The sequence below is a fragment of the Lacrimispora sp. 38-1 genome, from assembly GCF_049890855.1.
Taxonomy (GTDB): Bacteria; Bacillota; Clostridia; order Lachnospirales; family Lachnospiraceae; genus Lacrimispora.
Genome location: NZ_JBANEW010000051.1, coordinates 81,100 through 101,770, shown reverse-complemented (window position 1 = coordinate 101,770; position 20,671 = coordinate 81,100). Strand labels below are relative to the sequence as shown.

The window sequence follows — 20,671 nt, the reverse complement described above, 5'->3', positions numbered from 1 at the left end:
ACGGTAAATATATGAGTGGGTTAACTATATTTTATCACTACTTTTGTTAATTTACAATGACCATAATAGAATTCTGTGGAAAAATCGGCATAACAACTTTTTTATGATAGCTGTACTAACTTAATATTTTCAAAAAAAATAACGGCGGAAGAACTCGTTTGCGATATACTTATAAACTCGAATTTTTACTTAGAAGACATTTGCAATAATCATAATACCAAAAGCAGTGATTATAATTTAATCAATCCCGTTTTCTGGATTAATAAAAATAAAATTTTTATTAATCCAAAATGGTCTTCAATATGCAACAAGGTCAGTTGACTTCGTTTTTAACAAAAAATTTCGTAACAGAGAACTTGATAAAGTACTTATCTAATATTCCTGCTTCCTTTTATATGCACATAACCGGCAATCAACTGACTGGCTAGTCCAACAATACACACCCCAATCCAACCGAAATGTTGGAAACTGAATGTTCCTAGCCATGAACCCAAAGACCCACCTAAAAAATATGACACCATGTAAATGGCTGTTATACGGTTACGTGCTTCTTCACTTAACTGATGAATTCTTGTCTGATTACTGACGTTGCAGGACTGAACACCCAAGTCTAGTAAAATAACGCCCACAATAAGTCCCCATAACTGAACTCCTAAAATACCCAATACCACATAGGCAGCTATAATGACAACAATGTTAATCCCTACTGTAAATCGTGCCCCTTTTTTGTCCGAAAGATTGCCTGCCGAACGAGAAAAAAATGCTCCCACAACTCCAACCAGACCAAATAATCCGGCCACATCAGTTCCCATATGATAATGCGAACCTTGCAGTAAAAATGTAAGTGTCGTCCAAAATGCACTGAATGCCAAAAATGCCATAGCACCAACGATAGCAGATTCTCTCAATAGAGGAAACTGTTTTATTAAGACTACCATTGATTTTAAAGATTCACTGTATTTTATTTTTGAATCTCCATAGCTTTTTGGAAGCACCAAACGTAAAGCCACCCAAAGCAGTAGCATAAAAAATGCGGCTATGAAATAGATATTTTTCCACAGCATATATTTCCCAATGAATCCGCTACCTACTCGTGAAAGTAAGTTTCCTATCAACAATCCACTCATAATACTGCCAATTACCCTTCCTCTTTCACTAGGACTTGCTAATTGTGCAGCGAAAGGGATTAAAAGTTGAGGTATCACAGAGCAAAAACCAATTCCAAAGGAAGCAATTAATGCAATTATCATGTTTGGTGAAAAAAATAATAGGAGCAGAAATGCACCCGTTCCTAATATCATAGTTAAAATCAACTTCCGCCTTTCTAGGATATCTGCTAAAGGCAAAATAAGAAGTAGCCCTAAAGCATCTCCAATTTGCGTTAAGGTTGCCAGAAGACCAGCATATCCTTGTGTAACATGATAATATTGTGCAATTTCCGCTAGTAGCGGTTGTATGTAATATAAATTTGCTGCCGTCAATCCACTTGCAACCGACATTAATAAAATTAAACGCTTATTTAAAGTAGCTTTTTTAGCGTTATTTTTGTTCTCTAATTCCATGAACTTGACCTCTTTTCCTATTTCCTCTTTTTATAAAAGATTTGATTTTAGTATACTCAAAGGTTTATACTATTACTAGATAAGTGTTTATAGTAGTATTAATACTACCTGTTTAAGACTTGGCACATTCTATTTTCTAGCATTTTATAAAAAGGAGAACTTTTCACATGAAAGAGGAAATATCCAGATATAAAGAACTTGGTGATTTTTTAAAAACTCGCAGGGCAAAAATTTCTCCCTTGCAGGTAGGACTTCCAGAAGGCTCCCACCGCAGAACACCCGGACTAAGACGGGAAGAAGTTGCCTCTCTTTCTGGCATCGGAATCACGTGGTATACATGGTTAGAGCAAGGAAGAGATATACAGGTGTCCTCACAAGTATTAGAAAGTTTGTCCCGTGTATTAATGCTGAATGATGATGAAATACGCCATCTATATACCTTGGCAAATCAAAATTCACCAGTCGATATTCCTCCATACCATCATGATGTGAATCCAATGCTACAGCGTATATTAGATAGCTTGTCGCTTTCTCCGTCCATGATATTTGATACCCGCTGGAACATTATTGCTTGGAACAGAGCCGCCGAATTAACCATGCTAAATTTTGGTGAAATTGACATTGCACAAAGAAATTATATTTGGCTTATATTTACAAATTATAAATTCAAAGAACTCTTTCATAATTGGGACAATCAGGCTCAAGGGCTGGTTGCACGTTTTCGAGCAGAATGTGGTAAATATATTGAAGATCCCTGGGTAACTGAATTTGTTCAGAAATTAAAAAAGGAGAGTAAGGAATTCGATAAATGGTGGTCAATGCATGATGTTGAAAACGAAAAAGGAAACTATAAAATTTTCAATCACTCAATTTTAGGGGAATTGACATTTGAACATACCAGTTTCTTTGTGGCAGATAATATGAATCTTAAGTTATTTGTCAATGCTCCTGCACCAGATACAGATACAGAAGTAAAAATGAAAAAATTAATGAGCCTGTCATAAAAATAGGTTTGCAAAATATAAGTGATAATTGCTGTCAAATAATATTTTCTAATTTGCTATCTGAGGACTACATTTCCGTGGACGCTAACCGGCAAGCAGGGCAAGTGTATTGACACTTGCACATTTTTGAGATTTTCCCTGACGGGAAAACTCAAAAATTGCTTGTTGGGGAGTGCCTTCCCCAAACCCTGCGACTTCGGGCCAACTTGGCCCGAAGTCGGTGCGTTGCACCTCATGTTGCGTCATGTTCGCTATCGCTCCATTTCCTTATTTTTCTGCGCGTCCGTCAGGCCGAGCAGGTGGTCTATATTGCTTTTCACTGTTACAATTTCCTGCATGGCCTTTTTGGTTTCCCTATACTCTCGGTAAGCCTTTTTCTTGTCGGCCGACAACCGCTGAAACTCCGTTTTGAGCGTATTCATTTTGGGGAGCTTCGCCCCGGACAGCAAACGCCGGAACGTGTCCTGCGCCGCCCGGTAGGCGGCAATGTCCGCTTCATGCTCCGCAAGATATTTCCGGCTGTACTTCGCCGCCTTGTACCCCTCAAACACAGGCCGAGATTTCGCATAATCCACCACAGCCGCCTTTAGCTCTGCATTGATACGCAGAGCGGCTTCGGTGGTTTTTATGCTGTCTGAAAGCATATGGAAACGGTCGGTAAGCTCTGCGGTTTTTTGCTCCAAATCAGCATATTCCAGCAAACCATTTTCCTGCAAATACTGTAAGGCTGCCGCCATCTGCTTGAGGTTGAATACCTTTGCCCAGCGTTCATAGGCCGGGCCTTTTCCGGCTTTCATACGGGATTGAATATCCACAATCAGATTGACCTTGCGCCGTTCCTGCGGAGCGGCTTTGCCCTCAATCGCTGCTTGTATATCCTCCTGCCCGTAGCCCTTGCCAAGCGTAGAAGCACGGAGCCGGGTAAAGCGTTCCTGTCCCTCTGCCCGGAAGCTGATTGTGCCGCCGCGCCCTTGCTTGATTTCATAACCAGCCGCCGCCATTGTCTGTAAAAAGGTGTCCATATCCGGCGGCTTCGTTGCAAGACAAATGTCAATCTGTGCCTTTAATTTTTCTTGAAAGGTAGCGGGCTTGTGCTCCCCCAGCCATTCCCCGTAATGCTTGAATTTTCCCTTGTTGTGGCGTTTGGGATTGATGATAACAGACAGTCCATTTTCAAGGCATATCCGGTCAGAGAGCCGCCGCACCGCACGGGCTGAACCGATAAAATCCCGAAACTTCCGGGTGCAGTCCAGCGAGGTAGAATTGTAGTAAATATGGCAATGAGGGTGGGGACGGTCAACATGGGAAACCACGAAAAAGGCGTGCCGGCCTTTTGTCCAGCGCATGGCAAGGTCATAGCTGATTTTAAGAGCGGTTTCGGGATCTGTTTCACAGGGTGGGAACGCCTGCCGGATTTGATAATATAGCACGTCATTCTCCCGTTTTTGCTCCCGCCCTGTGATTGCCTTATACTTTGCTTTGGAGAGTAAAAATTCTGCGTCAGCCGTGGTGGGGTCACATTCATAGGCAAGAATTAAATCACCGTTGCGGGTCTTATCTGGATTTTTCCCGTAGTCAAAACCGTCCTTTAGGGTTTCCATAATAGTCATGCCGCTTCCAGTGTGACGGGTCATAAGGCGGGTGGTTGCCATGTGCGTTTCCTCCTTTCCTCGAAAAAACAACTTCGGGCCAAGTTGACCCGAAATAAGCGAAAAGCAATCGGTCAGTACAACTTTTTTGTTCCCCCGGGGTTGATGGAAGAATGGAGAGCGGAGTTTCATCCGCTTCGATATACATATTTTCTGCTTTCTGTTGGGCATAGATAATATGCTCTATCGCTTCTTGATTGAGTTTCAGTGCTTTATTGGCAGCTTTCATCATGGTTAAGTACATTTCTTTGTAATCTGGCATGGTAGCCCCTCCTAAAAAAGTTTTTCACAGTATGAGTCACCAGGCGAATAAACACAAGGATGTCGAATTGACACAAATCCAATGCCATGACTTGGGGATAAGTTGGCCCGAATTTATGGCATTGGGATAGATTTTTTGAATATTCAGTGGTATCATTATAAAAAGTGTTTTGATAGTGCGATCTTAATATAACGCAATTACGCAGGGAATGGAGATTATACATATGCAAATAAAAGATTATATCACTATAACAATTTCATCTGTTGCACTGATTTTTTCACTTATAAGTCTAGTGATTTCATTTTTGAATTTTAGAAGAAATACAACAAAATTAAAAATCGAACAGTTGCGTTTTTCTCCCAGCCTACTTTCAACCAATGCTAGACCAAACATTTTATATTTAGATAGAAAACAAAGTCCAGATTTGTGGACAGTTGTTCCTATACTTCACCTAATTATATACGTAAAAATAAGCAATTTGAGTCATACAGGCATTACAATAAGTAATTTCATAATTAATGATACATTTTTGGCCTCAAAGCTGAACACAAATGAACTGAAACAAGGACTGTCGCTCACCTTTTATGCTAGTGAGAAATCTCAAAGTAGAGATTTAAAAAGATATGGAAGTGCAAATCCTGCCTCTGCCACAACTTTAGAACCTGATGATTATAATTCGATAAACATTGGTGATAGGATAGAATCCAAATCTAGTATAGAGGGTGTAATAACCATCTCAGGAAACGGAAATTTGTATGATTCCGTTAATGACGGCATCAACAAATTGACGATTGTAACACCTGATAAACGGTTTGATATTTATGTAGAAATTGATAAAACTATAATTCCCAATATTTCCAAAAAATAATTTGCGAGTATTTCAATTAAACGCTAAAATAAAATGGCTTATTTAAGAAGGTATATATTTAAATATACAATCGCTAAGTTCAATTACTGTTCATAACATAGAAACTGTATGGGGGCGATGGAGGATGCATCATCACCCCCACGTGTTTGTCATAGCTCCACTATTGCCGTAAGTTGTTTAAGTACCTCTGAAACCCGGCCCCATAACTCAGTATAATCTTTTTGCAGGGCGGCAATTTCGGACGGATAAACGCCGTAGGTATTGGCATGAATGGCAACCTGATTCAGATTGTTGGCGCATCTGCGTTGCAGGGAAACCAACTCCCGAACGGGAGCAAGGTCAACATTCAGCACATAACCATTGAGCGCCATTTTGCGAATATAGGCGCTTAAATTCTGTGTTCCGGCCTGTGCCATACGTTCCCCAATGGCGGCGTATTCTTCCTCACTCACCCAAATATAAAGGGGAACGCCCCGCCTGCGTTTGGGGCGGCTCACCGTTCCTCCCGTTCCCGCCTCCGGCGTTTTTCCGGAGGCTCTTTTACCCTGTCTTTGGGTTTTTTCTCCGGTATGGCCTGCGGAACAGGCAGAGGGGCATTATTCGCAATCCCATCAATCATGTTGTAATTCTGTTCCGTGGAAAGCTCTGTGTTTCTAAGATAATTGTCTTTTGGGTTCATGGTAAAACTCCTTTCTTTTCGTTGAATATGTGTTGGTAGACTGATATAATTAAACAAGATGAATTGCAAAATATAAAGGAGTGCATTATGGGAAATGAAAATGTAATATACACAGTTAGTGACTTGTTAACTCTTTTGAAAAAATATGAATTTCAATTTCGTCAATCATATCGAGGTAGTAGTTTTATATTTCGAGGCATGAGGAATAAAGAATGGTCTTTACTTCCTGGATTGTTTCGTGAATATTCCGAGCCGCAAAAATCTTCAATTGTGGTGGAAGGCTCATATTCGGGCCGAGTTTACTCAAAAAACGAAAATGAAATTCTATCCCATTTCAAAAAAGAGGCCGGGGGATTTTTACCCAATATTCCGCAAAGTGATGATTTTGTATGGTTACAATATGCACAACACTTTGGCGTTCCCACGCGACTCCTTGATTTTACTGCAAATCCTTTAATTGCACTCTATTTCTGCTGTAAAAGCGAAAGTGAAGAAGATGGTGTGGTATGGATCATCAACACTTCATCATTCCAAAACTGGTCATATAACGAACGCTTTTGCTTAGAATCCAACCCGGCTTGTACAAGGGAAGAAATGATAAAATCCATTATGAGCGGCATTAAAGGGTATATTGATTATGATAAAAACCGATTAGAAAAAACTTTGCCAGTATTATTTGTGCCTGCCTATATTGACCAACGAATGAGTGCCCAATCCAGTAGATTCTTACTGTGGGGGCAAAAGGAAGAACCTTTAGAAGATATGATTACAGATGAAAATAAAATGACACTTTTACCTGATGGAATGAGACTTGATACAGCAAACGACCAACGTTTTTTAACAAATATTATTGTTGCAGCTTCAAGTAAACACAGCATTCTACAAGAACTTGATTTTCTTGATGTAAATGAAAAAACTGTTTTTCCCGGGCTTGATGGAATAGGTCATTATCTTGAGCGATATTACAGACAAAATGCAGATGATATTTGCAATTTCCCTTAATAAAACATTTTATAGGAAACATCGGGCCAACTTGACCCGATGTTGTTTTATGTTAGCTTTTGTGAGGCAGGACATATGAGAATACGCCCCGCTCCGGTTCCGGCTCTGAAAAGCCCAATCACAAGTGAATTTTCAGGCCCCAAAAGCTAACAGTCAGTCCTCCTTCTCCTCATATATTCCCGCTGTCGTTTGCGCCGGGCAGTGTCGGCACAGGCTGGCGAGCAATACGCCTGTTTTCCCTCCGGGATAAAAGGCTTGCCACAAATAGCGCAGTTATCCAGTTCGGGAGCTTTCCGGCCCGTCAGCGTAGCTTCCAGCAGCGGGTCAAGCGGAAGAACGGCCTTTTGAAAATATTTGCAATATTCGCCCGTCCACCACTTGTTCAGCATATAGCACGCACAATTCAGCGGCAGACAGCCGTATTCCGGGTCATAGTTGGCACAGGTTCCCGTTACCAGCCTACGGATTGCGGCACGTTCCCGGCGGGTTAGTTCGCGGGGGTCGGCACTCATATGTCCGACTTCGGGCCAACTTGGCCCGAAGTTCCCTCCCTTTGCGGCAATATCAAATCCCGGTAGCAAACACCTACGCAGACAGAGCCGTTCCAATAACTGCAATCCCGGCAGGGGGACTCTTTCGGTGGCTTGCGCGGTGGGGCTGGGCGGTAGGCGCGGGGCTTTTCTTTCATTATTTTTTCATAGGTGCTGCCTGTAAAATTCATACGTCCTCGTCCTCCCCGATATCAGAAACCTCCCCGTCCACTTCCCACGGCGGGGTATCGCACTCCTGCTCGTCGTAGGGGTCGGCTTCGTATTCATCAAATTCGTCCTCTGCCAAAGCGGCCTGTTCCTGTTTCGGACGGTAAATCTTAAAGTAATATCCGGCCCCGCCGCCAATCAAAACAACCGCCAGCACCAGCAGGAGCATGGTGGGATTGTTTTTTTGCTCCGACTCCGTAGAGGTTTCCGAAGCAGTTCCAGAGTTTATGTCCGTTTTAGAATTGCTTTCTGGTTCGAGAGTGGAAATGGCGGCGGTTTCATTTTCCTCGGTATCCTCGGATTTCTCCGCAAGAGCCAATAGGTCTTTTTCCGTTACAGCGTTCAGAAAATATACATTGTCCTGTTCCCGCTGAAGGTCAATGACAAGATAGAATACATTCTCGTCCGGGGTAGTAATGGTGTAAAACTGCTTACCGTCCTCGTCCGTGGCGGTATTGACTACGGTTCCCGTTCCGGCGGGGGTAAAAGGATTAGGGTCGCTGGTTGTTTCAGAAGTCGCCTGAGCTTCTGTTACCTCCGGGGTTTCCTCACCTCCGCTGGCATAGGCCACGGTGCTAAAGGAAAATGCCATTAAAAAAAAGGCGCACAGCACCGCCGTCATACGAAATTTTCTCATTCTTCGATTTCCTCCTTTTCAGTTTGGGCAGCTACTGCGGACTTCGGGCCAAGTTGGCCCGAAGTGGCGCCGCCTGCCTTTGCTACTTTCAGCAGGTCGGCAAGGTCGGTCAGGGAAATATCCATGCCGCGCACCGCGTCTACAATTTCCAGATTTTCAAGCTCGGTTTTCTGCTTTTCCAGCTCCCGCAGCTTTATTTGAAACTCATTGATTTTTTCCTTTGTTTTCTGTATGTCCTTGCTAACACGTTCAATTTTTGCGTTCAAAAAATCACCTCCTGTTTTTCATTAGGGCAAACGCCCATAGCCTAAAAAATGACTTTGCCAGTAGTTTGTATTGATCGAAGTGTACTGTATGGGGGAGCCGCAATGGATCATCATGCCGTTTCCAACGTAAATCCCCACATGGCTTGCGCCGGAAGTATCGTAAGTTCCTTGAAAGAAAATCAGGTCGCCGGGCTGTGCTTCGTCCGGCGAGATATGGGAACAGGCATTGAAAAGCCCGGTTGCGGTGGTTCGTCCCACGCTTCCTACACCCGACTGATTGATGACCCAGCATACAAAGCCGGAACAATCAAAGGAAGTGGAGGGGGAAGAACCGCCCCAAACATAGGGGTAGCCTAAATATTTCTCCGCTTCGGCAATCATGGCGGCAAATTCCGGGTCGGCCAGAGCTTGTGGCGGAATGTCGTAATCGGTGTATTCTCCCGCATGGGCGTAAATATTGCCCTCAAACAGATAAGGGCGGTTGCCTTTGGTCTTTTGGTAAATGGCATAGCGTTCCGTTTGTTCCGGGTCAAGATTGGCAAGAGCCACGGCTCCCAATGATTTGTTTTTCAAGGATACGTTGAGGATATAGTAATCGTAGGGAACCTCGTAGGTGTCGGTATGGGTTTCGCCGTTTTCGTCCGTCCAAGTGTCGGTTTCTGTGCGGTAACGCACCTCCACCGTTTTCGTGATGGTCAGGATATATTGCTGTCCGAACAGGGCTTGCAGTTCGGCCTGTACCTGCGCTGGGGTGTAACCGCCGTATTTGGCGGTGAGATAGGAAGCCAACTCAAAGGGGTCATGCCCGATTTCGTCCACGGAATAACGGTACTCGTCATAGCCGGGATAATCGCTTCCTATTCGAGAGAGCCGTTCCCGCAAATCCTTTTCCAGTGCGGTATAGCGTTCTTCCACGGCTTCAATATCGTTGTCCGACGAACCGTAGGAAGTGCCGCCTACCACGCTAATCAAACCGTTTCCAATGGTGGTAATTCCCGCCATGCAGGATTGCAGAACCACAATCAGCAGGAACAGCACCAGCCCAAGCAATAGAATTTTAGGATTACGCTTTACAAAGGCCGCAACCGTCCGGGTTACTTTTTCTGTGAAGCGTACTGCTTTTTTACCTTGCTTTGCCGCTTCCTTTGCCCGCTTTCGGTACTGCTTTTTTAGCTGTTGCTTCTGCCAGAACCGGGAAACCGGGTTGCTTTTCAAGCCCGGATTGTCCTGCACAAGCTGACGGTAGGCGTAATCAGCTCTTGCGCTGATATGTCTGTTTTCCCACTTGCGAACCTGCCGGGCGGGGCGGGTACGGATACGATGCTTCATAAAACGTGTACCGCCCCGGACAAGATGTTCCCCGGCAAGCTCCGTTTTGTGGGCGGCTTCCGTTCCCACGTTTTCATGCTCCACTTGATAGATTTTCCCATGTACATACCGCCATGACTGATATCGGGCGGCACGATTGATGGTTTTAATGGGGCCGGGTCTTTTTTGCGGCTTCTGATCCGTCAACTTCTCACGGGCAGTATTCAGCTTTTTTTCGCTTTTTTCCATGCGGAGCTTTGATTTTTCCATTCGCTTGCCGTCCTGCGCCGTCTTTTTGCCAGTAGAACCATAATGGGAATCCGTACCGCCTGTGGTAGCTTCACCGCCGGGTGGCGGTTCCCCGTCATGTCGCAGACGTTCCGAGGGGCGGGGCTTCTTGCTGTCCTGCTGGAGCTTTCCCGACTTCGGGCCAACTTGGCCCGAAGTGGCAGAAGTGCTTTCCGCAGATGAAGAAGTGTTGGGAACGGCTTCATCTTCAAACCGTAGCTTTTTAGTTTCTGTGTCGGGAAGAACTGGGTCAGTGCTGTTTGTGGCAGTCGAAGGTGCGTCCGGCGGTGTCATATTGCGGGAGCTGTTCTTTTTTGTTGCAGTCCGGTTTTTTGACTTCGGGCCAAGTTGGCTCGAAGTTCCCGCCTGCCCCTTTGGCGTAAACCGCAATCGGCCCGGCCTGCCCGTGTCACTCATTTTGGGCCTCCCTTATATCCTCTGGGCGGGTAGTCAGCAGATTGTAGATTTCACCACGGGGGAAACGGTCTACAAAGGGAATGGTGGTATTGCCGAAAAACAAAAGTCCCTCCCCGGAATTGCTGTGAGCGATATACGAAAGCTGATGTTCTGAAATGCCAAGCTGTTTGGCGAGAATCGCCCGGTCGCCCTGTGCCTGTGACAGCAGTATCATAAAGTCGCTGTTTTCCAAGATATTTTCAATCTCACGGCTGGCTAACAGATCTTTCACATTCTGCGTGAGGGCACTTGGTACACAGCCCTTTTTACGAAGCATTTTCCACACACGGACAAAGTAGCTGGCAGAAAGTGCATCCTGCAATAAAATATGAAATTCGTCATAGTAGCACCAGGTCGCAAGACTTTTGGAAAAATTCTCGTCAACTGCTTGTGTTACCAGCTCGTTTGTGGTATGCATGGCGATTTTTCTTAGGTTTTCGCCCATGCTTTTCAGCACGATACAGGTAATGCGGCTGTCGGTCTGTACATTGGTAGGGTGGTTGAACATATTAAGGGAGCCGGTGCAGTAAAGCTCCAAGGCAGTTGCAATCCGTCTGGCTTCCGGTTCGGGTTGCTGGCACAAGATTTCATACAAATCTTGCAGAAGCGGCATTTTCCCGTCCCCGATCCCAAGGGCAAGCTCCCTGTACACCAGCCGCACACAACGGTCAATGACCGTTTTTTCAATGGGCTGTAACCCCTCCTTGCCGCCGATAATCAGCTCACATAAGGACAATAAAAAATCCGCTTTCATCGAAAGCGGGCTGTCCTCTCCGGCTAAGTTCAGTTTTAAGTCCATTGGGTTGATGTGATGGGGGCTGTTTGGCGATATTTCTATGACCTCCCCGCCAAGCCGCCGGACTAACGGGGCGTATTCGCCCATTGGGTCTACCACGATAATCCGGTCTTTGGTAGCAAGAAACACGTTGATTAGCTCACGCTTTGCGGCGAAGCTCTTGCCGGAACCGGTGGAGCCAAGATACAAGCCGTTGGCGGATTTCAGCTTTTTGCGGTCTGCCATAATAACATTATGGGAAAGAGCGTTCATGCCGTAGTACAATGCCTGCCCGTCCATGCGTAGCTCCTGTGTTATAAAGGGAACGAAAATCGCCGTGGAGCTTGTTGTCATACCCCGCTGTATCTCGATTCCATTGTACCCAAGAGGGAGCGAGGACATAAAGCCCTGTTCCTGCTGAAAGTCCAGCCGTTTCAGCAAGCAGTTGTATTTCTGCGTAATGCCCGACACGGTGAAAATGTCATTTTCCAACTGCTGGGGGGTGGGCGCGGTATTCACCACAAGGAACGTAAGCAGAAACATTCGCTCATTGCGGCTTTGTAAATCTGCTAACAGTGCCGCCGCGTCCTTGCTGTAAGTGAGCAAATCCGGAGGAAGTATGTCAATGTCATACCCGGCCCGGGCGGCTTTTTTCTGCTCGTCCATTTTCATACGGTCTATGTCGGTCAGTTTGGCCTTGACCGTTTTCACCGCTTTGGTCTGGTCTACCGTCTGGATATGCAGGGTAATTGTCATTTCCGCGTCCACCTCCAAAAGCTCCGCTAACAGCTTGTCGGTAAGCTCGGAAGCCATAATCTGCATATACAGAGCCGCGCCCGATGTGGTTCCCACACGAAAGGCGCGACTTTGGCGAAAGTCAAAGGAAGTGGGCGCAATGAAGTCCTTTGTTCCCATGCCCGTTTTGGGTATCATATCCCACGAAAAGCGGAATGGCTCATGCCCTCCGAGGTGTAGCTGGCTGTGCAGCACTTCCAAGCGTTCCCGCCCATTGAGGGTAGCCGACTGTACGCCAAGCTTCTTGAAGTTTCCTACAATATCCGCTTCGATACGCTCCAAGCGGGGGCGGGCCGCTCCGATCCCGTCCGCAGTAATCCCGAACGTGATGTATTTGGAACGGACAATCCCGTTGTTGCTTTTGGCAATCTGATGTTCCAGCATGGCGGTAAATTCGCCACGGATACTGTTAAAATCATCGTCTTGCGGGGATATATTCACGCTGTAACGGTTCTCCGGGCGGGAGCGGTGGTTGATAAAGGAAAGCTGAAAGGGCAAGGCACTGTCAAAGTAATTGAGAAAGCCGCAGTACCCGTTAAAAATGGTGCTTTGGTCGTCACTGGAAGCCACGGCATAGTTAATATCCTCATAGGAAAGGGTCTTTGTGTAGTAGCCCTCCCGCACCTTGCAGATACCGTCTTTCAGCATTTCCTTGTAGGGAATGGTCTGCTGTGCCGACTGCGGCCCACGCTTTTTAGGCTTTCCGCTTTTTACGGGAACGGACGGGCGTTTTGTTTTTTGTGCCATTGGGTGAAACCTCCTTTCCGGGATTGCTTAGATAGGAATAGAAATTCTGTGTCTGATAGGGGCGTGTGCGGGGCCATAGAAATTTAGTGCGGACAATATTTCGCACCACCTTTTCCAGCGGCTGTCCGTCACGCTCATACATGGCAATGAGAAAGCAAGGGAGCATAAGGGCAATCATCAGAAGCATAGCCCCGGTATTGCCAATGGCGGTACGGGTAAAAAGATACGTCGGAATCCCGACTACCGCCGCCGCTCCGAAGCATAGTAGCTGGCGTTTGGTAAGATTAAACGCTACTTTGGTTTTAATTTTTGATAAATCATTCGGTACGCTTACATAGGCCAATAAAACATCCTCCTTTCTGACTTCGGGCCAAGTTGGCCCGAAGTGTCAGCGTTCTGCGCTGTGAGCGGGAACCGTCTGCCGGGCCGGGGTCTTTTCCAGTCCGGCTTGCCGTACCCGCCAATAGTCCGGGTTGTGTTCCCGAAGTGACTGATTGATGTTTTCCTCAAAAGCGGCCTTATCCTTAATGCGGTCAGGAACCGTCCACAGCTTTTTATCCAAAAGCTCCCGCAGGGCAACATCTTCCTGCGTATCTTCCTCAAAGCAGAGAAAACCGCTGTTGCGAAAGCCGCATTTGATAGTGGCGGGAGAAAGCACCGCCGCCATATCCTTTGCAACCATTGTGCCGCCATGACTGGCGGTACTTACAAGAAACACGCCGGGGCAGAGAACGTCACAGGTCTGTACCTTACCCCACGGCGATTGTTCCGGCTGTTGGTAGAGCATAAAATCCTCCTTTCCACTTCGGGCCAACTTGGCCCGAAGTTATCTTTCTGCATTTTTGGCCTTACTGGCTTTTGCCGTAGTAGAACGGGCGGCATTTTCCTGTTCCGCCTGTTTGGCTCCCTCCGCAAGCTGTTTCGGGATAGACTGCTTTTCCGGGGAAGCAATGGCAGCCGCGCGGGTCTGCAACTTTTCAAGCTCTGCATGGTAGGCCGCTGTCACGGCTTCGGTCAGCTCGGCGCGAAATTCCTTTGTGATGGGGCGAGCCGTATCCCGGTAGCCGGTTTTGCTGGTCTTATCCGGCTTGCTCGGCATACCCACAAAAATGCCCTTGTCATTCTGCAAAATCTTGAAATCGTCAATTACAAAGCTGTCGTTCAGTTTCAGACTGGCAAAGCCTACAAGATTGCCCTTTGCTTCAATGAGCCGGGCGGTAACGTCCAGCTTGAGCGGCAAAGCCGCTTGTTCCGTTTCCTGCGGAACCGTTGTTTTTTCATTGCTCATAGTAAAAATTTCTCCTTTCTCACTTCGGGCCAAGTTGGCCCGAAGTTGTCAGTGCGCTCCGAAAATGGATTTCGCAAGGCTTCCCGTCTTGAACATGGTGAAGCACAATAGGACCGTATAGCCGATTACCGTCCATATGGCTCCAATGGGGTCGCCGCCTACGGCGATACTCTGCACCAGCTTTGCGTAAATCCCCACGCATACCAAAATCAGCAAGCCTTGAAAGCCTACGGCGCACAAAGATTTTAGGTAGTTCTGGCCCATGCCGCCGATTTCCCGGTTGACCAAGGTCGCCATTGGCACAGGGGCTAAACTGGTGAGTAAATAAATTTCAATCATTCTGCCGTACACAATGACAAACACAACAATGTTGATTGCTACGACAATAATCTTTATCAGAAAGGATTGCATCCACAGGCCAAGCAGAGGGCCGATTTCCATTGTCATGAGCTGGGTTTCCAAGCTGTCCAGCATATCAGGGCTTACTGCCGTATTTCCTGCAATCACGCCCCCTGCACTGTTAATGACGCTTTGGGAAACATCAAATACCGCCATCACGATATTGAACGTGTTGGAAAGAAGCAATACCGCGACAAAGGTCTTGAATATCCACTTGAAGAAAATCCATGTGTCAATGTCGTGCAGGTTGTTCCGGTCAATGAGCATTTGAATCAGCTCATAGCACATGACAAAGGTAAGGACCAGTCCGGCAATCGGCAAAACAACCGTTTCGGAAAGCTGCCGTATGAGGGAGAATACGCCGGGGTTCCAATTGCCGTCGCCCTTTGTGTTTTCAATCAAAGCATTTACAAACTTCAAAATATCGCTTTCCGTCTTTAAGTAGGCCAGCGGGTTATAGTGCATTGACCGGGCAAAATCAATGGAGTTGAATATCTTGATTTTGTAGCCCTGCTTTTTCAGAAAAGAGCCGACCTGCTCTAAAATGCCGCCCTTTGGGTCAACCACCACATAGGAGGAATGAGCCTGTAAAAGCTGTGGGGTCAGCCAAAAGCGAGTTTTCCCGCTTCCGCTGGAGCCTATAATACAGCAGTTAAGGTTTCGGGCGTTGGCGGGATTGGCGGGTCGCGTGTTCATGGTAAGAAGCTCTGTGCCTGTGAGTATTACGTTGTTGGTGAATTTGGGATCGATAAAGGGCTTGATGTCCTTTGCTGTTCCCCATCGGGCCGAGCCATATTCCACATCCCTCCGAAACTTTTTTGCGTTTTTTACCTTGTACCATACCACCAGCCGGAGCATGACCGCCCCGGCAAGGCCAATGAGCCAGTCAGACAGCACAAAGCCTGGCGCAAAGGAAGCAAACGCTGGGCTTATAGTCTTTATCATGCCGATTAGCTTATTACCAAAGTCTGAACCTCCTGCAAGACGGTAGGCTGTGCCGAGCTTTAGAAAGAACCACAGCACGAACAGATAGGGACCGTTGGGAATCACATATTTACGGATTTTATCGTTCATTCCGCGACACCTCCCGTTTTCGTTCCTTTTGATGCGGTTTGGTGCGCTCCCTGTCGGCAAAGTTTTTCAGTTGTTTCAGAATAGAGGGGCTGCTCTTGCCTGGGTTCAGCACCAGCTTTGTATATTCGCCAAAACAGGCGGTAATCGCGTCCGCCTGTCCGGCCTTGAAGAATAACAAATATTTGTCTGGCCCGGTTTTGTGAAAAGCATAGTCTACATTGTACTTTCGGGCCACACGGTCAAAGAGCTTCGTATCCCCGGACAGGTCAAGACTGTTCGTAGAAACGCCATGATTCATCAGCTTTTTTACGCTCTGTCTGCCCTGCGGGGTTTGCCGTTTCTGATGGCCCTTTTGTATCTGCCGGAGTGCTGCCGCCAGCACCTTTGCCAGTGTCCGGCCCGTCAGCTTTGTGGCATTGACGGATAGGGCAACTGTCCGGCGTTCAATATCTTCCTGCATAAAGACCTCCTTTCCTGCCATTGTCTGCAATCACACAGTCGGGAGGACTTCGAGCCAAGTTGGCCCGAAGTGGCTTACCGTTCCTCACAAGCCGGGGCGGCGCGGTCTTTTGAGGGGACGGGTGCGTTATCAACCATCTGCTGATACTGTTTGAGCGTATCACGGATAGTGAGTCTTTTCGGTTTTGGATAAGCGAAAATCCGGTATTCGTCCGGTATATCGTCCCTGCTGCTGAAAATCTCGGTAAAGCTGTCGCCTGTCCGCACCACATAACCATTTTCGGTAAAACGTCCGTCCTCGTCCATGCTCATGTCCCGCCCATAGGCTTCATAATCAATGTAGTTTGCCAAATGCTCCGGGATTTCCAGCGTACACATTTCTTCAATATAAAAGCGTCCTAAATCTTCCTCATTCTCAACTCCGGCGTAAAACTCAAAACAATCCAGATTTTGTGTAAGGTTAATTAGGGCGGGTACGCTGTTGTACTCCCCGAAGTCCACGGCGGCAGAAAACTTTTCTAACTCCCATTCCTCCATATCGTCCAGCAGGGAAGCCAAGAAGTTTAACTCGTCAATGCTTTCATATTCGCCCAAGCAGTCACGCAGGCCGGGAATGTCGGTTTCATAATTGGTAATGAAAATTTCCTCATACCGTAGACCATCCACATGAATTCGCTTCAAAAGAGCCTGCACTTCCTCGGTAGTGGCGGGGAGCTTCAAAGGCTCCTCGTCCAAATATCCCTCGTTATACCGTCCAAGATTGGTAACAAAGGCTTCAAGCATGGTCTTTTTCCTGCCCCTGTGTTTTCACGGTTAAAATCCCGTCCAGTGTAGTTGCCGTGATGTTCAGCCGCCCGGCTATGGCAATGTCATTCTTCATATCTTCATTCATGCCATCACCGCAAACAACTACCACATGGGCGCGGCGCAGGAGATCCCGGCTCATATCAATGCCGCTTTTATGTTCCTCCGGGATTGCGTCATTGAGAAAAAGCGGAAGATACAGGGTCGGGCAAACCGGGGAAAATCCGGCTTCGTAAACTGCCCGGCAATATTGCGCCGCCTGTTTGGTGTCTGTATCGTGATTGCCGCACCACGCGGCAGTAATGTATGCTAAAGGTCGTTTCATTATAAAAGCACCTCCGTTCTTTTTGCGCTGAATGTGTCAACCTATCCCCCTGCCCTTTCCACTCATGGAAAGGGGGCGGCTCAAAGGAATCTATATCCCCGTCGCTTGACTGCCTTAAAGCATAACCGGGAGAAATCCGTCAAGAGTGCGAAGCACCGCCTATGGCGACAAGCTCTTGACCGATTTTCCCGGTTATGCTACCCAACAAGCGGCGACGGGGAATATATTCATATCCTTAGAGCTTTGGGGCGCGGGGCAAAGCCCCGCATACAACGACTTCGGGCCAACCTGACCCGAAGTGCTTATTTTTCCTGTTCGGCTTTCTTTTGAGGAGCTGAAACTTCTTTCAGCTTCGCCTTGTTTTCCTCTAACAGCTTCATAATGGTATCCTTCATTTCGCGGGGTGTTTTCTCCTTGCCGAAATACTGGGAAAGTTCCTGACTTGAAATAATCACTTTGTCTGCCTCCTTTTTTTCTTCTAACATAATTCCGTCAATCACATCGGGGTTTAAGAGCTTCTTTTGGTCAAGGTCACGCATACGCTGTGCCTGTGACAGTGAGGGAGCCGACTGCTGACCCTCAATGGCGATAGCAATATACCGTTGACTTTTGGGCGCAATGAACGCAAGCTCCACAGCAGGAGTGAACGCAATTTTCTTTTCGTCCACCATTTTTATGAGGTCGGGAACCAGCTCATTGAGCTTGATATACCGCTGAACCTGCTTGACTGTCATTTTGTTGCGCTCGGCTACAACCTCATTGGAACGCTGTCCGTTGCCGGTTCGTGCGCCTTGTTTTTTTATGGCCTCCAACTGCATTTGCAGGGCTTTGGCCCGTTCACTGGGCAGTATATTTTCACGCTGATTGGTGTTGTCCTCTACCATCTGCGTGATGGCCTGCTCGTCCGTCATGTTGCGGATAATACAGGGCATATCCGTAAATCCGGCTAATTCGCTGGCTTTTTGGCGGCGGTGGCCGGATACGATTTCGTACCCGCCATCTTCGCGGGGGCGTACTATGGCAGGTTGGGTAACACCCTTGTCCTTGACGCTTTCCACCATAGCAGACATTTCTTCATCGTTCCGGACTTGGAACGGGTGGTCTTTGAAAGCGTAAAGCTCGGAAAGGTTCAAATAAACAATCTGTTCCTGTTCGCCGGGGCGTGGTGCTTCCCTCGGTTCGGAGGGCAGTTCCGGGGCAGGGGGCGGCGTTTCCTGCTGTGCCTGTTTCGTCACTTGTGGAGAAGCGGAAGTACAGCCGCCAACTTCTGCGACCTGTTTTTGTTTGTCCGACTTCTCCGATTTTACGGCTTTTGGGGCTTTTTCCTGGTTGACAGGGCGAGCAGGCTTTTTGTCCGCTTTTTCAGTGGTTTTGGGCTTGCTGTCAGTTGCCTTACCCGGGCTTGTTTTCTCCGGCTCTGCCGTTTTATCTGCTGGGCCTGTTGTTTCCGCTTCCTTTGCCGCTGCCTGTTTTCCCGAAACAATCTCATTGATTTTGTCAAAGGGAACAACCACATCATTGGGGGCGGGAATGTCAATGGGCATAGGTTCTTCTGGCCTGTCCTTATCAGTTTTATCCGGGGCAGCTCCGTTCTCATGGGAAAGTGCCGTTGGTTCTTCGGCAATCTTTTCCGGGACATGAGCTTCGCCGCCAATCTCCGGCATGGGAGCTGGCGTATTTTTTTCTTCTGCTGTGGGTTCCTGTGCCGGGGCGGTTTTTACTTCGTCCGGCTTATTTGGCTCATTTTTTGCCATGCGTTTTTCCTCCTTATCTGTTTTATGGCATGAAAAAAGGGCCTGATTTTTAATCAAGCCCAACGGGATATTCGCAATCCCCCCTTTCGACTTCGGGCCAACTTGACCCGAAGTTCTGCTATCCAGATACAAAAATACCGCCTATCTTGTCCAATTAGGCGGTATCCTGTGTAATGTGATAGCTCATATTTTATTTGTTTGCCCTTTTACCGGGCTATTTCGCAGTTTCCTATTATAAAAGGCTCCACGGGAGCTACGGGTCCAACGGGTCCGACGGGAGACACAGGTCCGACAGGAGCTACTGGTCCAACAGGCCCGACGGGAGCTACGGGTCCAACGGGTCCGACAGGAGACACGGGTCCGACAGGTCCGACAGGAGATACCGGCCCAACAGGTCCAACAGGAGACATGGGTCCAACAGGAGACACGGGTCCAACGGGTCCGACAGGAGACACAGGTCCGTCAGGTCCGACGGGAGATACTGGTCCAACAGGCCCGACAGGAGCTACGGGTCCAACGGGTCCGACAGGAGACACGGGTCCGACAGGTCCGACGGGTGACTCTGTTATAATTGGACTAAGTAAGTGAAAACCGCTATATCAAAGGGTTTCCGCTAATCTTAGTCCAATTTTTTTATACCCTATTTACCCATTACCCATTTACCCAAGCCCAATTTTTATCCAGAAAGGAGTACACCGATGGCAAAAATCATTGCAACTATCAATGAAAAAGGCGGCGTGGGCAAAACGGCCACGGCGACCACGCTTGCCTATCTTTTGTCTAAGAAAGGACACCGTACCGCCCTGATTGATTTTGACGGTCAGGGGCATTCCAGTATCATTTTAGGTGTGAGCAACACCAATAAGCTGGAGGTTACAATCAATACTATGTTACGCAAACTGGTGGAGGGCGAACCGCTGCCTGCCTTGGAGAGCTATATATTCAAGGCAGACAATGGTGTTGACCTGATTCCCTCCAATTCACAGCTTTTCACCCTTGAGCGAAATCTTTGTAACGTGGATTTTCGTGAGCACATCCTGTCACAATACGTTGATACCATCAAGGACAGGTATGACTACATCATCATTGACTGTATGCCGCAAATGGGTACGCCAATGATTAATGTAATGATGTGTGCTGACAGCATTATAATCCCTACACAAGCGGAGCTTTTATCAGCACAGGGGCTTTCAGAGATTCTAAAGCATTATCAGATTATCCAGAAAAACAGCAACCACCGTCTGCGTATTGAGGGGATTTTGATTACCATGGATTCCCCCAACACCATTCTGTCCGCACAGGTAAATGATATGATTCAGCGTGGATTTGCGGACAAGGTTCCTATTTTCAAAACACACATCCCACGTTCCATCAAGGTAGCGGAGTCAGTGGGATATCATCAGACTATCTGCGAGTTCTTACCGGAAAATCCTGCCGCAATCGCTTATGAACAGTTTGCGGACGAACTGCTTGCAGGGACGCACAAAAAAATAGCGGAAAGGAGCGCATAAG

Annotated in this window: 20 protein-coding genes and 2 pseudogenes; 4 read left to right on the top strand and 18 right to left on the bottom strand. The window is 47.2% G+C overall.

Annotation, left to right across the window (positions count from 1 at the left end):
• Window positions 1–368 precede the first annotated feature (368 nt).
• Entirely contained in the window at window positions 369–1,562 is a 1,194-nt protein-coding gene (locus V7D18_RS11515) for an MFS transporter (protein WP_426154418.1), read from the bottom strand.
• 167 nt (window positions 1,563–1,729) lie between these two features.
• On the opposite strand from V7D18_RS11515, the gene V7D18_RS11510 reads away from it, so the two are divergent.
• Window positions 1,730–2,566, top strand: a complete 837-nt coding sequence (locus V7D18_RS11510) for a helix-turn-helix transcriptional regulator (protein ID WP_426154417.1) — start codon at window positions 1,730–1,732, stop codon at window positions 2,564–2,566.
• A gap of 251 nt (window positions 2,567–2,817) precedes the next feature.
• On the opposite strand, the gene V7D18_RS11505 is transcribed toward V7D18_RS11510, so the two are convergent.
• Complete coding sequence (locus V7D18_RS11505; RefSeq protein WP_426154416.1) at window positions 2,818–4,218, bottom strand: relaxase/mobilization nuclease domain-containing protein; 1,401 nt, start codon at window positions 4,216–4,218, stop codon at window positions 2,818–2,820.
• Window positions 4,142–4,477 carry a hypothetical protein gene (locus tag V7D18_RS11500; RefSeq protein WP_426154415.1) on the bottom strand — a complete coding sequence of 112 codons (336 nt, stop codon included), beginning with the start codon at window positions 4,475–4,477 and terminating at the stop codon, window positions 4,142–4,144. Before V7D18_RS11500 ends, V7D18_RS11505 begins: the two co-directional genes overlap by 77 nt.
• A gap of 223 nt (window positions 4,478–4,700) precedes the next feature.
• On the opposite strand from V7D18_RS11500, the gene V7D18_RS11495 reads away from it, so the two are divergent.
• A complete protein-coding gene (locus V7D18_RS11495) occupies window positions 4,701–5,345 on the top strand; it encodes a hypothetical protein (RefSeq protein ID WP_426154414.1) in 645 nt (214 codons plus the stop codon).
• A gap of 149 nt (window positions 5,346–5,494) precedes the next feature.
• On the opposite strand, the gene V7D18_RS11490 is transcribed toward V7D18_RS11495, so the two are convergent.
• Entirely contained in the window at window positions 5,495–5,842 is a 348-nt protein-coding gene (locus tag V7D18_RS11490; RefSeq protein ID WP_426154413.1) for a plasmid mobilization protein, read from the bottom strand.
• On the bottom strand, window positions 5,839–6,024 hold the full coding sequence (locus V7D18_RS11485) for a DUF4316 domain-containing protein (protein ID WP_426154412.1): 186 nt from the start codon (window positions 6,022–6,024) through the stop codon (window positions 5,839–5,841). The genes V7D18_RS11490 and V7D18_RS11485 overlap by 4 nt, the downstream gene beginning before the upstream one ends.
• Window positions 6,025–6,111: 87 nt before the next feature.
• Between V7D18_RS11485 and V7D18_RS11480 the strand changes: the two genes are divergently transcribed.
• Window positions 6,112–7,026: an FRG domain-containing protein gene (locus V7D18_RS11480; protein WP_426154411.1), complete on the top strand. Its 915-nt coding sequence runs from the start codon at window positions 6,112–6,114 to the stop codon at window positions 7,024–7,026.
• 146 nt (window positions 7,027–7,172) lie between these two features.
• On the opposite strand, the gene V7D18_RS11475 is transcribed toward V7D18_RS11480, so the two are convergent.
• The 13 genes and pseudogenes from V7D18_RS11475 to V7D18_RS11415 all read right to left on the bottom strand — a co-directional run bounded on the left by V7D18_RS11475 (window position 7,173) and on the right by V7D18_RS11415 (window position 19,159).
• Window positions 7,173–7,538, bottom strand: coding sequence for a cysteine-rich VLP protein (locus V7D18_RS11475; RefSeq protein WP_426154410.1), 366 nt, complete (start codon window positions 7,536–7,538; stop codon window positions 7,173–7,175).
• 205 nt (window positions 7,539–7,743) lie between these two features.
• Window positions 7,744–8,421, bottom strand: a complete 678-nt coding sequence (locus V7D18_RS11470) for a DUF4366 domain-containing protein (RefSeq protein WP_426154409.1) — start codon at window positions 8,419–8,421, stop codon at window positions 7,744–7,746.
• Window positions 8,418–8,687: a DUF4315 family protein gene (locus tag V7D18_RS11465; RefSeq protein ID WP_426154408.1), complete on the bottom strand. Its 270-nt coding sequence runs from the start codon at window positions 8,685–8,687 to the stop codon at window positions 8,418–8,420. The genes V7D18_RS11470 and V7D18_RS11465 overlap by 4 nt, the downstream gene beginning before the upstream one ends.
• A gap of 21 nt (window positions 8,688–8,708) precedes the next feature.
• Entirely contained in the window at window positions 8,709–10,370 is a 1,662-nt protein-coding gene (locus V7D18_RS11460; RefSeq protein ID WP_426154445.1) for a C40 family peptidase, read from the bottom strand.
• Window positions 10,371–10,692: 322 nt separating this feature from the next.
• The gene (locus V7D18_RS11455) at window positions 10,693–13,056 is read right to left on the bottom strand and encodes a VirB4-like conjugal transfer ATPase, CD1110 family (protein ID WP_426154407.1); all 2,364 of its coding nucleotides are present in this window, start codon (window positions 13,054–13,056) and stop codon (window positions 10,693–10,695) included.
• Window positions 13,004–13,399, bottom strand: coding sequence for a PrgI family protein (locus V7D18_RS11450; RefSeq protein ID WP_426154406.1), 396 nt, complete (start codon window positions 13,397–13,399; stop codon window positions 13,004–13,006). Before V7D18_RS11450 ends, V7D18_RS11455 begins: the two co-directional genes overlap by 53 nt.
• A gap of 45 nt (window positions 13,400–13,444) precedes the next feature.
• Window positions 13,445–13,828: pseudogene (locus tag V7D18_RS11445) on the bottom strand (DUF7007 domain-containing protein); the annotation flags it as partial.
• A 54-nt stretch (window positions 13,829–13,882) separates the two neighbouring features.
• Complete coding sequence (locus V7D18_RS11440; RefSeq protein WP_426154405.1) at window positions 13,883–14,344, bottom strand: septation protein SpoVG family protein; 462 nt, start codon at window positions 14,342–14,344, stop codon at window positions 13,883–13,885.
• A gap of 315 nt (window positions 14,345–14,659) precedes the next feature.
• Window positions 14,660–15,817, bottom strand: a pseudogene (locus tag V7D18_RS11435) (VirB6/TrbL-like conjugal transfer protein, CD1112 family); the annotation flags it as partial.
• Window positions 15,807–16,277 (bottom strand): PcfB family protein, encoded by a 471-nt coding sequence (locus V7D18_RS11430; protein ID WP_426154404.1) that lies wholly within the window; start codon window positions 16,275–16,277, stop codon window positions 15,807–15,809. The gene V7D18_RS11430 and the pseudogene V7D18_RS11435, both read right to left, overlap by 11 nt.
• A 74-nt stretch (window positions 16,278–16,351) precedes the next feature.
• Window positions 16,352–17,059, bottom strand: a complete 708-nt coding sequence (locus V7D18_RS11425) for an antirestriction protein ArdA (RefSeq protein WP_426154403.1) — start codon at window positions 17,057–17,059, stop codon at window positions 16,352–16,354.
• The gene (locus tag V7D18_RS11420) at window positions 17,052–17,405 is read right to left on the bottom strand and encodes a hypothetical protein (protein WP_426154402.1); all 354 of its coding nucleotides are present in this window, start codon (window positions 17,403–17,405) and stop codon (window positions 17,052–17,054) included. The genes V7D18_RS11425 and V7D18_RS11420 overlap by 8 nt, the downstream gene beginning before the upstream one ends.
• Window positions 17,406–17,707: 302 nt before the next feature.
• A complete protein-coding gene (locus tag V7D18_RS11415) occupies window positions 17,708–19,159 on the bottom strand; it encodes a ParB/RepB/Spo0J family partition protein (RefSeq protein WP_426154401.1) in 1,452 nt (483 codons plus the stop codon).
• A gap of 698 nt (window positions 19,160–19,857) precedes the next feature.
• Here V7D18_RS11415 and V7D18_RS11410 point away from each other — a divergent pair.
• Window positions 19,858–20,670 carry a ParA family protein gene (locus tag V7D18_RS11410; RefSeq protein WP_426154400.1) on the top strand — a complete coding sequence of 271 codons (813 nt, stop codon included), beginning with the start codon at window positions 19,858–19,860 and terminating at the stop codon, window positions 20,668–20,670.
• Window position 20,671: the final 1 nt, after the last annotated feature.